The 14974-nt window shown below is 31.7% G+C and carries 12 protein-coding genes; 11 read left to right on the top strand and 1 reads right to left on the bottom strand.

Annotated elements, in window-relative coordinates; translation table 11 throughout:
* Positions 1 to 240: 240 nt before the first annotated feature.
* The 4 genes from thrS (at position 241) to rplT (ending at position 3432) form a co-directional block, all read left to right on the top strand.
* Positions 241 to 2163 (top strand): threonine--tRNA ligase, encoded by a 1923-nt coding sequence (gene thrS / locus C4S77_RS01590; protein ID WP_105245569.1) that lies wholly within the window; start codon positions 241 to 243, stop codon positions 2161 to 2163.
* 48 nt (positions 2164 to 2211) lie between these two features.
* Positions 2212 to 2730, top strand: coding sequence for a translation initiation factor IF-3 (infC, locus tag C4S77_RS01585; RefSeq protein ID WP_105194422.1), 519 nt, complete (start codon positions 2212 to 2214; stop codon positions 2728 to 2730).
* Between the two features lie 54 nt (positions 2731 to 2784).
* Entirely contained in the window at positions 2785 to 2982 is a 198-nt protein-coding gene (gene rpmI / locus C4S77_RS01580; RefSeq protein WP_105194421.1) for a 50S ribosomal protein L35, read from the top strand.
* Between the two features lie 102 nt (positions 2983 to 3084).
* Positions 3085 to 3432: a 50S ribosomal protein L20 gene (rplT, locus tag C4S77_RS01575; protein ID WP_105194420.1), complete on the top strand. Its 348-nt coding sequence runs from the start codon at positions 3085 to 3087 to the stop codon at positions 3430 to 3432.
* A gap of 262 nt (positions 3433 to 3694) precedes the next feature.
* On the opposite strand, the gene dnaB is transcribed toward rplT, so the two are convergent.
* A complete protein-coding gene (gene dnaB, locus C4S77_RS01570; protein WP_105245567.1) occupies positions 3695 to 5248 on the bottom strand; it encodes a replicative DNA helicase in 1554 nt (517 codons plus the stop codon).
* A gap of 240 nt (positions 5249 to 5488) precedes the next feature.
* Here dnaB and dapB point away from each other — a divergent pair, with 240 nt between their 5' ends.
* From dapB to C4S77_RS01535, 7 genes are all read left to right on the top strand, one after another.
* Positions 5489 to 6298 carry a 4-hydroxy-tetrahydrodipicolinate reductase gene (gene dapB / locus C4S77_RS01565; RefSeq protein ID WP_105194418.1) on the top strand — a complete coding sequence of 270 codons (810 nt, stop codon included), beginning with the start codon at positions 5489 to 5491 and terminating at the stop codon, positions 6296 to 6298.
* A gap of 128 nt (positions 6299 to 6426) precedes the next feature.
* Positions 6427 to 7557, top strand: coding sequence for a DNA polymerase III subunit (locus C4S77_RS01560; RefSeq protein ID WP_105194417.1), 1131 nt, complete (start codon positions 6427 to 6429; stop codon positions 7555 to 7557).
* 265 nt (positions 7558 to 7822) lie between these two features.
* Positions 7823 to 9145, top strand: coding sequence for a c-type cytochrome (locus tag C4S77_RS01555; RefSeq protein WP_105245565.1), 1323 nt, complete (start codon positions 7823 to 7825; stop codon positions 9143 to 9145).
* A gap of 28 nt (positions 9146 to 9173) precedes the next feature.
* Positions 9174 to 12368, top strand: a complete 3195-nt coding sequence (locus tag C4S77_RS01550; protein ID WP_105245563.1) for a TAT-variant-translocated molybdopterin oxidoreductase — start codon at positions 9174 to 9176, stop codon at positions 12366 to 12368.
* A gap of 17 nt (positions 12369 to 12385) precedes the next feature.
* A complete protein-coding gene (gene nrfD, locus C4S77_RS01545) occupies positions 12386 to 13786 on the top strand; it encodes an NrfD/PsrC family molybdoenzyme membrane anchor subunit (protein ID WP_105194414.1) in 1401 nt (466 codons plus the stop codon).
* Positions 13773 to 14315 carry a DUF3341 domain-containing protein gene (locus C4S77_RS01540; RefSeq protein WP_105194413.1) on the top strand — a complete coding sequence of 181 codons (543 nt, stop codon included), beginning with the start codon at positions 13773 to 13775 and terminating at the stop codon, positions 14313 to 14315. Before nrfD ends, C4S77_RS01540 begins: the two co-directional genes overlap by 14 nt.
* Positions 14290 to 14970 (top strand): c-type cytochrome, encoded by a 681-nt coding sequence (locus C4S77_RS01535; RefSeq protein ID WP_105245561.1) that lies wholly within the window; start codon positions 14290 to 14292, stop codon positions 14968 to 14970. The genes C4S77_RS01540 and C4S77_RS01535 overlap by 26 nt, the downstream gene beginning before the upstream one ends.
* Positions 14971 to 14974 lie beyond the last annotated feature (4 nt).

Here is a 14974-nt window from a genome sequence, read left to right as displayed (position 1 = left end):
AAAGATGTTGTTTTCCTATGAATGATGAAAGTAATAGGAAAAAAATGTCTTAATTGAACAAGAAATTAATGAAAGAAGCTATTATTTCAGATAATTAATTTCTCTTATCCTATGAACTAATTTTTCTTTAAAATTCAACAAAATTATCATTAATATGTAAATACATATAAAGTTAGATAGCTGAAAAACAAAATAAATTATTAAAACTTTTGTAAATTTGTACCCTTAAAAAATAGAAGAATGATAAAAATTACCCTTCCAGATGGAAGTGTAAAGGAATTTGAGAATTCCGTTACACCGTTGGATGTAGCCAAAAGCATTTCAGAAGGATTGGCTAGAAATACAATTTCTGCATTAGTAGATGGTAAACAAGTAGAAGTTACCACCCCGATAACGGCAGATGCAACGGTTCAATTACTTACCTGGAATGATGATTTAGGTAAAAAAGCATTTTGGCATTCTTCTGCCCATTTATTAGCACAGGCTATAATGGAATATTATCCCAGTGCAAAATTAACAATAGGTCCGGCTATAGAAAACGGATTTTATTATGATGTAGATTTTGGAGGGGAAGCTTTTTCAGAAAAAGATTTCGAAAAAATTGAGAAAAAAATGCTTGAAAACGCTAAAAAGGATTCTTCATTTAGGCTATATCCTGTTAGCAAGAAAGATGCATTACAAGAATATAAAAATAACGAATATAAGACAGAATTAATAGAAAATCTCGAAGATGGAACTATTACATTCTGTACACATGATAATTTTACTGACTTATGTAGAGGAGGTCATATACCATCAACAGGAATTGTAAAAGCAGTAAAAGTTTTAAATGCAGCCGGAGCATATTGGAGAGGAGACGAAAAAAATAAACAATTGGTAAGAGTGTATGGAATAACCTTTCCTAAACAAAAAGATCTTACCGAGTATCTAGAAAGGATAGAAGAAGCTAAAAAAAGAGATCACCGTAAATTAGGTAAAGAATTAGGTTTATTTACCTTTTCAGAAAAAGTAGGAGCGGGACTTCCTTTATGGTTGCCTAAAGGGGCTAAATTGCGCCAAAAACTAATAGACTTTTTAGGAGCAGCCCAACAAAAAGCAGGATATGAAATTGTAGCGACTCCCCATATAGGACATAAAGATTTATATGTTACCAGTGGACATTATGATAAATATGGAGCAGATAGTTTTCAACCTATTAAAACTCCAAATGAAGGAGAAGAATTTTTATTAAAACCCATGAATTGTCCACATCATTGCGAAATTTATCGCTCAGCACCTTGGTCATATAAAGATTTACCGAAAAGATTTGCTGAATTTGGAACTGTATATCGTTATGAACAAAGCGGTGAATTACATGGGCTGACCAGAGTTAGAGGGTTCACTCAGGATGATGCGCATATATTCTGTACTCCCGATCAATTAATTGGAGAATTTGAAAAGGTAATAGATTTAGTATTATATACATTTAAATCTTTAGGATTTGAAAATTTTACCGCTCAGGTATCATTAAGAGATAAAGAAAATAAAGAAAAATATATCGGGACAGATGAAAATTGGGAGAAAGCAGAAAATGCAATTAAACAAGCCGCTGAAAGTAAAAATCTTCCAACCGTTATAGAATATGGAGAAGCTGCTTTTTACGGTCCTAAGCTTGATTTTATGGTAAAAGATGCTTTAGGAAGAAGTTGGCAATTAGGAACAATACAGGTAGATTATAATCTTCCTGAAAGATTTGATTTACATTATATAGGTCCAGATAATGAAAAACATAGACCGGTAATGATACATAGAGCTCCATTTGGATCTTTAGAAAGGTTTGTTGCTATTCTCCTAGAACATACCGGAGGAGATTTGCCCCTATGGTTAAGCCCGGAACCATTTATTATACTTCCTATTAGTGAAAAATATACAGTTTATACAAAAAAAGTTTTGAATTTAATGGAAAATTCAGATATTTGCGGACGGATTGATGAGCGTAACGAAAAGACTGGTAAAAAGATACGTGATGCGGAAATTAATAAAATCCCTTATATGTTTATAGTGGGAGAGAAAGAAGAAGAATCAGGAACTGTATCTATTCGAAAAAGAGGAGAGGGAGATTTAGGAACTCTTTCTTTAGAAGAAGCAGTAAGAATGATGAAAAAAGTAACAGATAAACCTTAAAATTTATATACCATAGCACTTAACAGAAATAATCCAAGAGGGAGATACATCCCAAGGAAACAGGAAGCAGAACATAAAATCAATAATTTTATTGATGTTCCCGAAGTACGAATAGTAGGTGAAAATGTAACTCAAGGAGTATATCCTATAAAAGAGGCTCTTAAAATTGCTGAAGATTTAGAATTAGATTTAGTTTTGATTACTGCTACGGCTAACCCACCTGTTTGTCGTGTTATAGATTACAAAAAGTTCTTATATGAGCAAAAAAAGAAGCAAAAAGAACTAAAATCTAAACAATCTAAGGTAGTTGTAAAAGAAATAAGATTTGGTCCTCAAACAGATGAACATGACTATGAATTTAAGAAAAAACATGCTCAAAAATTTTTAGAAGAAGGATCTAAATTAAAAGCCTATGTTTTCTTTAAAGGAAGATCTATAATTTTTAAAGATCAAGGTCAGATTTTATTATTAAAATTGGCACAGGAATTAGAAGAATGGGGGAAGGTTGAACAAATGCCTAAATTAGAAGGAAAAAGGATGATTATGATGATGTCTCCTAAAAAATAAAATTTATTTTTAAGAGATTTAAATATATTTAATAACGAAGTAAAAAATAAGAAAATGCCTAAATTAAAAACAAAATCAGGTGCAAAAAAGCGTTTTTCACTTACCGGAACAGGTAAAATTAAAAGAAAACACGCTTTCAAAAGACACAATTTAAGTAAAAGAACTACTAAAGCAAAAAGAAATCTAACTTATGTAACTATAGTAGAAAGTGTAGACGAAAAGAGTGTTAAAAGACAATTATTACTTAAATAAGAATATCTAAATATTCTGGTTTATTAACAAAAAGTTTAACCCTGAATTGGAGCATTAGAAGAGAAATTTATATTTCCGCCCAATTTAAAAAAACAAAAATTTATGCCAAGATCAGTCAATGCAGTAGCGTCTAGAGCGCGAAGAAAAAGAGTCTTAAAACTAGCAAAAGGTTATTACGGACGAAGAAAAAATGTTTGGACAGTTGCTAAAAACGCAGTTGAAAAAGCATTAGGATATGCCTATGTAGGTAGAAAACAAAAGAAAAGAAATTTTAGAGCATTATGGATTCAGAGAATCAATGCCGGAACAAGACAACAAGGACTTTCTTATTCCAAATTTATGGGCTTGTTAAAAGCACATAATATAGAACTAAACAGAAAAGTATTAGCAGATTTAGCTATGAATCATCCTGAAGCGTTTAAAGCTGTTGTGGATGCTGTTAAAAAATAATTTAAATAATTTTCGTTATTAAATAAAAACTCACTTTTTTAAGTGAGTTTTTTTATTTGTATTTTTTAATTTACCATTGAAAGTATCTTAAACAAAAATCACAGCTATAGATCGGACTAAATTTTTATATTAATAACTAACCGAGTTTTTATAAAATTCAATAATACACATACATTTATTTTAATAAAAAATCTATTTAAGAGATTTTTTTCTTTTTATAAAATACAATGAATAAGCAAACGAGAAGTATATTTATATAATTTTAAAAAGGCATATCCGAATCCTCATCATATAGAGTATCTTCAATTCCAAAAGAGTCTGATGGATTTACAGAAGGAAGATTTATAGAACTTTCAAAAGAGCTTTCATCATTAATTCTACTCTCAAATGTAGCAGAATTATTTTCTTCCGTTACGTAATATTTATCATCAAGATCGGAAAATTTAGCTTGAGAACTCGTAAATTTTAAACGCACATCTTCTAAAGCCCCATTTCTATGTTTAGCAATAATAAATTCTGCTTGTCCTGCGCAAGGAGCACCATCTTCCCAAGTTTCTAATTTATAATATTCAGGACGGTATATAAAAGTAACAATATCTGCATCTTGCTCAATAGCACCTGATTCCCTAAGGTCTGATAACAAAGGTTTTTTACTGCCTCCTCGGGTTTCAACCGAACGGGATAGTTGAGATAAAGCGATTACCGGTATTTCTAATTCTTTAGCTATAGCTTTCAAAGACCGAGAAATTGTAGCAATTTCCTGTTCTCGGTTGCCTATTCCCTTTCCTCCGGCAGTCATAAGTTGTAAATAATCAATCATAATAATTTTTACACCATGTTGAGAAACCAGTCTTCTCGCTTTTGCTCTTAAATCAAATACGGAAATTCCTGGGGAATCATCAATAAAAATAGGGGCTTTTTCCAACTTATTTACCCGGGAGTATAATTGCTGCCATTCCAATTCAGAAAGATTAGCCTTTCGTAACTTTTCAGATTCTATTCCTGTTTCACTTGAAATCATTCTCATCATAAGTTGTTCTGCAGACATTTCCAGTGAAAAAATCCCAATTGGGTTTTCTGAATTGATTGCTATGTTTCTTGCCATAGATAAAATGAATGCAGTTTTACCCATTCCGGGTCTGGCGGCAATGATGATTAAATCCGAGGATTGCCAGCCGGCAGTTATCTTATCAACATTCTTAAACCCTGAAGGAATTCCACTCATACCTTGTTTCGATTCAAGAGATTTTATTTTTTTTAATGCATTAGATACAAGGTTTTTAGCTTCATTAAAGGTTCTTTTTAAAGTTCCATTTGTAATTTCATACAATTGACTTTCAGAATAATCTAAAAGATCAAAGACATCAGAAGTTTCATCGTAAGATTTCTCAATCATATTAGAAGATATCTCAATTAGCTTTCGTAAAATATATTTTTCTAGAATAATACGAGCATGATATTCAATATGGGCAGAAGAGGATACTTTATTGGAAAGCTGAATCAAATTAAAATCACCACCGGCGGCATCAAGAGTTCCTTTAGATCGAAGTTTATTGGAAATAGTAAGAATATCTATAGGTTCAGTTTCTTTGAATAAGTCTTCTATTGCCTCATATATTAACTGATGTTCTTTCTTATAAAAAACTTCAGGAGATAAAATATCTATAATTTCATCCAATCCTTTTTTATCAATCATCATGGCTCCCAATACTGCTTCCTCTAAGTCTATAGCTTGAGGTGGAAGTTTCCCTTTTTCTAAATTAATGATTCTGTTAGACTTAGTGAAATTGTTTGATTTTGATTCTAGTTGTTCCATTAGATTTCAAAATTATACAAAAATTAGATGGGAAACACATCCTTTTTTAAACATTTTTCTTTCCTTTAAGATACTAAATAAAGAAGGGTTATTAACAAAATATTGTTAATTATTTTAAAAATAATAAATATAGTTTTAAAATTCTTAGATTAAGAGTATGTATTTCTAAACATTAGAAATAAATAAATCTTAAAATTTATAACATAACTAAGTATATTTATATTTGTTAAAAATCAAAAAATGAAAATTAGAGTGTGTATTGCAGGTGCTACCGGTTGGGCAGGAGCAGCCTTAAGCAGAGGAGTTATCGCAGATAATGGATTGGAATTAGTTTCTGGGATATCTAGAAAATCAAGTGGAGAAAATCTATCAGAAATATTACGAGTAAAGTTTCATTATATTCCAGTATTGAGTACTGTAGAAGAAGCTTTATCTCAGGTAAAATGTGATGTATTAGTAGAGTTTACTCATCCTGAAATTGCTAAGCATAATGTTATAACCGCTTTAGAGAAAGGAGTAAACGTCGTAATTGGGACTTCTGGATTAACAGAAGAAGATTATTCAGAAATTGAAAAAATTGCTAATAAAAATAAATGTTCAGTTTTAGCTGTTGGGAATTTTGCCATTACGGTAGTTTTACTCCAAAAATTTTCCGAAATAGCAGCTAAATTTATTCCTAATTTTGAAATCATAGATTATGCAGATCAGAATAAAGTAGATTCTCCCAGTGGTTCTGCATTTGAGTTAGCAAACAGATTATCAAAAATTCAACCTCCTGTTGAAACAGTCTCGGAAGACCGAATGGTAGGTCCAAAAGATGCCCGAGGAACAAAAATAAATGGAGTAAGGGTACATTCTTTAAGATTACCCAGTTATATAATTTCATTAGAATCCGTTTTTGGTTTAAATGATGAGCGTTTAACTATTAGACATGATTCGGGAGCCGGAGCAGAGCCCTATGTTAAAGGTGGAATTCTAGCAATAAAGAAAGTAAATTCATTTAAAGGATTGAAAAGAGGGTTAGATTCTGTTATGGACTTAACTATATAAAAGTAAAACGTAATGTGTGTTAAAAATAAAATAAACTATTTCAGTGCAATTTTAAAGTGGGTATTATTTAAACATAAGTAGTATCCATGATATATTAACTAAAGAAATTATTCTTTACTTTTGTTCTTATGAAATGGGAGGAAGTTATAGGACAGGATCTGATAAAACAGCAATTAAAAGATTCAATTCAAAAGAATAGAATAAGCCATGCTCAGCTCTTTATAGGTAAATCAGGTTATGGAGTATTACCTTTAGTGTTGGCCTATGCCTCTGAAATTTTATGTAAAGATTCCCAATCTTGTTATAAGCAGGTTTCATCATTGCAACATCCGGATCTTTTTTTTTCATTTCCTACTATAAATAATGCGACTGAAAAAAAAGAAGCAGTAAGTAAAGATTATATAACAAAATTTAGGGAATTTATAACAGAAAACCCATATCAATCTATAAATCAATGGTATGAATTTTTGGGTGAAGACAAAAAACAAGGTTTTATTTCCGTAAAAGAAATTGAAAATATTTTTGAGAAATTAAATCTTAAAAGTTTTGAAGGTGGATATAAAATTCAGATTATTTGGATGATGGAAACAATGCGGACGGAAGCTGCCAATAAACTATTAAAAATATTAGAAGAACCTCCAACTCAAACTATTTTTTTATTGATTACAGAAGATGAAAGCAAAATACTTCCAACCATTTTATCCAGATGTCAGGCAGTCAAAATTAATAGAATAGAAGAAAAAGAAATAACAAAGGGTTTAAAGGATAAATATTCCTTATCTGAAGATGAAATAAATAAAATTTCAACAAAAGTTGAAGGGGATTGGAATTTGGCTGTCGCTTTACAAAAAAATAATGAATTACAAGAAGAATTTGAAAGATATTTTATTCAATGGAATAGGGCAGCAGTTATGGCGCCCAAACAACCCGTTTATCTAAAGCAAATTGTAGAATGGTCTATTGAAATATCTGGTTGGGGTAGAGAAAAGCAAAAAACATTCCTTCAATTTTGTACTGAAATTTTTAGACAAGCTCTTTTAGAAAATTATGCTTCAAATATTTTAGTTAATACTCCTTTAACATATAAAAATTTTAAATGGCAAAGTTTTAGTCAATTTGTACATGGCAATAATATTGAAGATATAATTAATGAAATAAATAAAGCCTATTTTCATATTGAAAGAAATGGTAATCCTAAAATAATTTTTCTGGATATGGGAGTAAAATTAACGAGATATTTAGCCAGAAAAAAAGATTGATTGCAAACTTTTCAAGTATGATTATTGTCATGTTTTAGTGTTTGTGAATTCTTGTGTAAATCGTGTTTTTTTTAATTAATAGTCTAGTATACAGCAACATACGTCGTTTTTTTATTTAGAATTGTTATAAATTAAAACCCTGTTAATTATATATATCGAAAAAGGTTTGGTGATAAACATCATATTTATATTTTTGCAATAGTCTCATATTTATGAGATGGTATTAAAGATATAAAGAAGTTTCATTCAATTGAAATCAATTATTATGAATAAAATTATAGCAGTATGTATGCTGGCTCTTTTCACCGGTCTTTTAGTTTTTGGACAAGAAGGGAATGCTCAAAATGGGGAGAAGTTATTTAAAGCAAATTGTGCAGCTTGCCACGCTTTAGATAAAAAACTTACCGGACCGGCACTTAAAGGTATTGTTACTACTTTAAGTGCAGAAGGAGCAGATAAAGAATGGGTTCATAAGTGGATTATGAACAATGAAGCCTTAAGAAAGAGTGGAGATAAGCGCGCAAATAAAATCTTTGAAGAATATAACCGAACTGCAATGGACGTTTTTGAAGGAAGGTTATCAGACAAAGATATTGATGATATTTTAGCCTATACAGAAAATCCTCCTGCTCCGGAAGAGCCTAAAGAACAGCAAGCAGTAACTGCCACTCAAGATGATTCTTCAAACTCAATTTATATTTTTGTATCCTTTGCTTCCATAGGAATTATTTTGCTTTTTACCTTATATAAAGTAAACCAATTAGTACAACTAAAAACAAAAGGTATTGTCTTAAATGAGTTACAAGCTACGAGAATTAAATCACTTTCTCAATTCTACAATAAATACAAAGGATTTTCATATTTCTTAATAACTCTCTTATTAGCGTTATCGTTGTATGGAGTTTGGGCATGGTTAATGGGGATTGGAGTAGATAAAGGTTATGAACCTGAACAACCCATTTATTTTTCCCATAGAATACATGCGGGAGAAAATAAAATTGATTGTCAATTATGCCATTCAGGAGCAAAATACGGTAAAGTATCAGAAATCCCTTCATTAAGTGTATGTATGAATTGTCACAGAAATATTAGTGAATATACAGGAAAATATATAGAACCGGGTAAATCTAAAGAATTCTATACTTCAGAAATAAAAAAAATATATCAACATATTGGATGGGATGAAGACAAACAAGCCTATACAGGAAAGCAAATTCCTGTAAAATGGGAAAGAATACATAATATGCCGGATTTTGTTTACTTTAATCACTCTCAACACGTAGTAGCTGGAGAGAAAACAATTATCGCAGATTATAACAAAAAACATCCGAATCAGCCTATAGATGTTGTGTGTAAGGCTTGTCATGGTGCTATAGATACAATGAACGTAGTAAAAATGGCAAATGATTTTACCATGGGATGGTGTTTAGATTGTCACAGAACGACAGAAGTAGACATGAACAATGGATATAATGCTGCTTACTTTAATAAGCTTCATGAAAAACTGAAAAAAGAGTATGGTGAAGATAAATCTAAAATTACAGTAGATGCAATCGGAGGATTGGAGTGTGGTAAATGTCATTATTAATATCAATTAAAATCATTAGAAGATCGATATGGCTTCAAAAGATAAAATAAAATTTAGAAGTTTAGAAGAATTAAAAGATCCTTCAATAACAGAAAAAATAGCAAGAAATGAATTTGCAGAAGAACTTCCTATTGATGAATTTTTAGGAGATGACAAAGCAATGTTTTCAACTAAAACATCAAGAAGAGATTTTTTAAAATTCTTGGGTTTTGGTACAGCAGCAGTGACATTAGCAGCTTGTGAAGCTCCGGTTATAAAATCTGTGCCTTATGTAGTGAAACCCGAAGGAATTATTCCGGGTGTGCCTAATTACTATGCCTCTACTTTATTTGATGGTTTTGATTTTGCAAGTGTATTAGTAAAAACCAGAGAGGGTAGGCCTATTAAAATAGAAAGCAACACTCAATCAAAATTATTTGGAGGAACAAGCGCTAGAGCACAAGCTTCCGTTTTATCTTTATATGATAATAACAGAGCTAAAGGGCCAAAATTGAATGGAGAAGATACAAATTGGAATACTCTTGATAACTATGTAAAAAAAGGGTTACAAGAATCAAAGAATACAGGTAAAAAAATTATTATACTTACACCCTCTTTACCTTCACCGTCAACAAAAAAAATAATAGACGAATTCAAATCAGTATATCCAACATCCGAACATATAATTTATGATGCATTATCTTATTCACCTGCTTTAGATGCAGCTCAAGAAGTTTACGGAGTAAGAGCATTGCCTTTATATGATTTGACCAAAGCAGAATTACTGGTATCTTTTGGAGCTGACTTTTTAAATGATTGGAATGCTGGACATTTAGAATCAGATTATACAAAAGCTAAAACTCCGGGTTCAACTATGCTAAGACACATACAAGTAGAATCTAATCTTAGTTTATCCGGGGCTAATTCTGATCAAAGAATTCCATTAAAACCTTCAGCTGTTCAAAAATTATTAGCAGAAGTTTATAAAGGTTTAGATGGATCTATAGTTAGCAAACAAGCTCAAAATATAATTAAAGAGTTAAAATCTAAAGGTTCCAAAGCAGTAGTTTTTGCAGAAGGAAGTAAATCATCTTATGTTTTAGCTTATTTAATAAACCAAAAATTAGGATCAGAAGCCGTAAGAAAAGATAAAGTTATTTTAGTTAAAGAATCTGATGACCAAAAATTTAAAGAATTTATTTCTTGGTTATCCTCAGGCCAAGTGGGAATATTATTAAACTTTAATACTAATCCTGTATATTCATATTCAGAAAGTGAAAAATTAGCTACCCTGATATCTAAAGTTCCATATTCTGTTTCTTTAACAGAATATGAGAATGAAACAGCAATAAATACAAAATCTTTAGCTCCAGTTCCTCATTGGTTGGAATCATGGGGCGATTTACAACCGGCAACAGGAGTGTATTTATTATCACAGCCAACTATACAAAGAATTTTTGATACAAGACAATTTCAAGATTCTTTATTGATATGGAAAAAAGAAAGCATTCCAAATGGAAATGTTTTTGTATCTAATTCACAAAATGTAGCAGTAAAAGATTCAACAACTGTAGCTTCAACAGATTCCATAAAAGTTGGGGAGGCATCCGACTATACTCCCAATAATTCAGAATATGTCAGTACTACTGCTACACCAGTACAAACAAATGCATATTACAATTATTTAAAACAGTATTGGCAAAATCAATTAGGGGGGGCATTAGGGTATAGTTTTAATCAAGCATTGTATAATGGATACAATGAAACAATGGAAACTATTTCATTAAATCAATCCGGAGGAGATGCCCAACAAGCTTTGAATGATATAGAAGCTATAAAAGAAGGAGCATTAGAATTAAATTTATATACAAATACAGGCATAGGTGACGGTACACAAGCAAATAATCCCTGGTTACAAGAGCTGCCCGACCCAATTACAAGATTAGCATGGGATAATTATATAACTATTTCTAAAGAAGATTCTGTTAAAATTGGAATAGTTAATAAAATGAATGGAAGAATGCAATTAGACGGGTCATTAGCAGATTTAACTGTAAATGGTAAGATCATTAAAAATATACCTGTTTTTATACAACCGGGACAAGCTAAGGGGTCTATTGGTCTAGCTTTAGGCTACGGACAAGCCAAATCTGGAAAAGTTGGACAAACTGGAATTAATGCTTACCCTGCTTATTTATCTTCAAGTTTTATTCAGTATAATAATATAACATTAAAGATAACCGGAGAAATGTACGAATTTGCTTCTATGCAAATGCAAGGAACTTTAATGGGAAGATATGAGATAGCAAGAGAAATTCCTTTGCAGACATATTTAGAAAAAGACTCCAAAGAATGGAATAAACCTATTAAGATCAATACATATGTAGGAGAAATGCCGATAGGTAAAGTCGATTTATGGAGAGATTATGATAGCAGTGATGGACATCATTTTAATTTATCTGTAGATCTTAATATATGTACAGGTTGTGGTGCCTGTGTTATTGCATGCCAGGCAGAAAACAATGTTCCTGTTGTAGGAAAAGAAGAGATGCGAATGTCTAGAGATATGTATTGGTTACGTATTGACAGATATTATTCAGCTAAGAAAAAAATAGAACAAGAAGAAGAAATTATAGAAAATTTAGATCAGGTATCAATGTACAAAGATCTGATTGAACCCGATACAAGCAATCCGGATGTAATTTTCCAACCGGTTATGTGCCAACATTGTAATCATGCACCTTGTGAAACAGTATGCCCTGTAGCAGCTACTTCTCATGGTAAACAAGGACAAAATCAAATGGCTTATAATAGATGTGTAGGTACCCGTTATTGTGCTAATAACTGTCCATACAAAGTAAGACGATTTAATTGGCTTAATTATGCCTTAAATCCTAAATTTGATTATAATATGAATAATGATTTAGGAAGAATGGTACTTAATCCTGATGTAGTAGTACGTTCAAGAGGAGTAATGGAAAAATGTTCTTTATGTATCCAGATGACTCAGGCTACGATTTTAGATGCTAAAAAAGAAGGAAGAAGAGTAGAAGATGGAGAATTTCAGGTTGCTTGCTCCAAAGCTTGTTCCAGTGGTGCAATTAAATTTGGAGATGTTAATGATCCACATTCAGAAATCGTTAAATTATCTAAAGATAAGAGAAAATATGTATTATTAGAAGATGTAGGAACCAAACCTAACGTATTCTATCAATATAAAGTTAGAAATAGAAAAGAATCATAAAATTTAAGAAAGTTACTATGTCAGGACATTACGAAGCGCCTATTCGAGAACCGTTAATTTTAGGAGAAAAATCCTATCATGACATTACAGAAGACATTGCTAGGCCTATAGAGAGCAAAGCAGGTAAACTTTGGTGGTTTGCTTTCTATATTGCCTTAGTTGCATTTATATACGGAGTAGGTTGTATCGCCTATACAATTGGGACAGGAATTGGTGTATGGGGGTTAAATAGAACTATCAACTGGGGTTGGGATATTACTAATTTCGTGTGGTGGGTAGGTATAGGACATGCAGGAACTTTAATTTCTGCCGTTCTTCTACTTTTCCGACAAAAGTGGAGAATGTCTATTAATCGTTCTGCAGAAGCTATGACTATTTTCGCAGTTGTTCAGGCGGCACTTTTTCCTTGTATTCATATGGGACGTATTTGGTTAGCTTATTTTGTATTTCCAATACCCAATCAATTCGGATCTTTGTGGACCAACTTTAATTCCCCCTTATTATGGGATGTATTTGCAATTAGCACCTATTTTTCTGTTTCTGTAGTATTTTGGTATATTGGTTTAATTCCTGATTTTGCAATGGTCAGAGATAGAGCAATAAAACCGGTTACTAAGAAAATATATAATATTTTAAGTTTTGGATGGGGTGGTAAAGCTAAACATTGGCAAAGATTTGAGGAAATTTCTTTAGTATTAGCCGGATTAGCTACTCCATTAGTATTTTCAGTGCATACTATCGTGTCATTTGACTTTTCTACTGCAGTAATCAAAGGGTGGCATTCCACAGTTTATCCTCCATATTTCGTAGCCGGAGCAGTTTTTTCAGGATTTGCTATGGTTCAAACCTTAATGAGTATTATTAGGAAAGTATGTCATTTAGAAGATTATATTACCCGTAGACATATAGAATATATGAATATAGTAATCGTAGTAACAGGAGGTATGGTAACAGTTGCTTATATTACAGAATTTTTTATAGGATGGTATTCCGGTAGTAGATATGAAGATTTTACTTACTTTTCCATAGGTGCTGCCACAGGTCCTTATTGGTGGGCTTTTTGGTTGCTTATTCTTTGTAATGTTTTAGTCCCTGCAACTTTGTGGATTAAAAAATTGAGAATAAATTTTCTTTGGACTTTTATTGTATCTATAGTTATAAATATAGGTATGTGGTTTGAAAGATTTGATATTATAGTTATTAATTTATCTAGAGATTATTTACCTAGTAGCTGGACTAAATTTGAGCCTTCATTTGTTGATGTAGGTATTTTTTTAGGAACTATAGGATTTTTCTTTGTATTGTATTTATTATATGCTAGAACTTTCCCTGTAATAGCTCAAGCTGAGCTTAAAACAATTTTAAAATCATCTGGAGAAAGTCATAAAAAACATAATTTAGAACATGAGCACCACTAAAAAAATAATATACGGTTTATACGGAGATGATGATCTCTTGTTAGACGGGGTGAAACAGCTTAAGGATAAGGGAATTAAAATCTCTGAGGTTTATACTCCTTTTCCTGTACATGGGTTAGATAAAGCTATGGGATTGAAAGAATCCAGATTATCAGAATGTGCATTTTTTTATGGAGCATTAGGACTTACGGTAGCCTCCTTACTTACATGGTTTACTATGAATCATGATTGGCCTCAGAATATAGGAGGTAAACCAAGTTTTACTTGGGCAGATAATGTACCAGCCTTTATTCCGATTATGTTTGAATTAACGGTGTTTTTTGCAGCTCATCTTATGTCTATTACCTATTTGTTTTTAAATAAACATTATCCGGGACAGAAAGCTCAGAACCCTGATCCAAGAACAACAGATGATAAATTTTTGATAGAATTAGAAAATCAAGATTACGAACAGGTAAAAGAAATTTTAATAGCTACGGGAGTAGAGGAAATTACTGTTAAAAATGTTGAAGATGAAAAAGTTAATTAAATATATTTTAATAACTATTGGTGTATCCTTTGTTATTACTTCATGTAGTAAGAAAAAACCAAGTTTGGTATATTTTCCTGACATGTATTATCCTGTAGCTTATGATCCTTATCAAGAGGCTGTGGTAGCCTATGGAGAACAAAGTTCTACAGTTCCGTTGTTTGCCAATCAAGATGGGAGGACGGCTTTATCTCCGGTTCCAGGAACAATATCTCAAAATTCTGATGGTGTGCTTCCAATGGATTTACCCAATACTGCAGAAGGTTATGAGGCTTCAAAATTAATTAAAACCTCTCCTTTAAATCCTGCAAATAGAGTAAAAGATTTAGCTAGGGGGAAAGATTTATTTAATAAAACTTGCGCTGCATGTCATGGTACATCGGGAGATGGTCAAGGAAATATTGTACAGTCAGGAGCTTATTCAGGAGTTCCGGCCTATAAAGACAGAGCTTATATTACTGTAGGATCTGTATATTATGTAATAGAACATGGAAGAAACGCAATGGGGTCTTATGCAGGTCAATTGTTACCTGGAGATAGATGGAGAGTTGCTGAATATGTTATAAATGAGTTTGGTGTAAAACAAACACCATCTGAAAATGCTTCTTCTCAAGTAGCCTCTTCAGAATCAACAACACAAAACAATGTAAAATAAAGTT

It is taken from the genome of Apibacter adventoris (genome assembly GCF_002964975.1).
Lineage (GTDB): Bacteria > Bacteroidota > Bacteroidia > Flavobacteriales > Weeksellaceae > Apibacter > Apibacter adventoris.
The sequence above is the reverse complement of the archived record's forward strand: the minus strand, read 5'-3'. Positions and strand labels throughout refer to the sequence as shown.

Excerpts from the sequence above, each read along its gene's own strand:
- rpmI (WP_105194421.1), top strand. The coding sequence starts at position 2,785 with ATGCCTAAATTAAAAACAAAATCAGGTGCAAAAAAGCGTTTTTCACTT.
- dapB (WP_105194418.1), top strand. The coding sequence starts at position 5,489 with ATGAAAATTAGAGTGTGTATTGCAGGTGCTACCGGTTGGGCAGGAGCA.
- C4S77_RS01550 (WP_105245563.1), top strand. The coding sequence starts at position 9,174 with ATGGCTTCAAAAGATAAAATAAAATTTAGAAGTTTAGAAGAATTAAAA.
- rplT (WP_105194420.1), top strand. The coding sequence starts at position 3,085 with ATGCCAAGATCAGTCAATGCAGTAGCGTCTAGAGCGCGAAGAAAAAGA.
- dnaB (WP_105245567.1), bottom strand. The coding sequence starts at position 5,248 with ATGGAACAACTAGAATCAAAATCAAACAATTTCACTAAGTCTAACAGA.
- C4S77_RS01535 (WP_105245561.1), top strand. The coding sequence starts at position 14,290 with ATGTTGAAGATGAAAAAGTTAATTAAATATATTTTAATAACTATTGGT.
- nrfD (WP_105194414.1), top strand. The coding sequence starts at position 12,386 with ATGTCAGGACATTACGAAGCGCCTATTCGAGAACCGTTAATTTTAGGA.
- C4S77_RS01560 (WP_105194417.1), top strand. The coding sequence starts at position 6,427 with ATGAAATGGGAGGAAGTTATAGGACAGGATCTGATAAAACAGCAATTA.
- thrS (WP_105245569.1), top strand. The coding sequence starts at position 241 with ATGATAAAAATTACCCTTCCAGATGGAAGTGTAAAGGAATTTGAGAAT.
- C4S77_RS01555 (WP_105245565.1), top strand. The coding sequence starts at position 7,823 with ATGAATAAAATTATAGCAGTATGTATGCTGGCTCTTTTCACCGGTCTT.
- C4S77_RS01540 (WP_105194413.1), top strand. The coding sequence starts at position 13,773 with ATGAGCACCACTAAAAAAATAATATACGGTTTATACGGAGATGATGAT.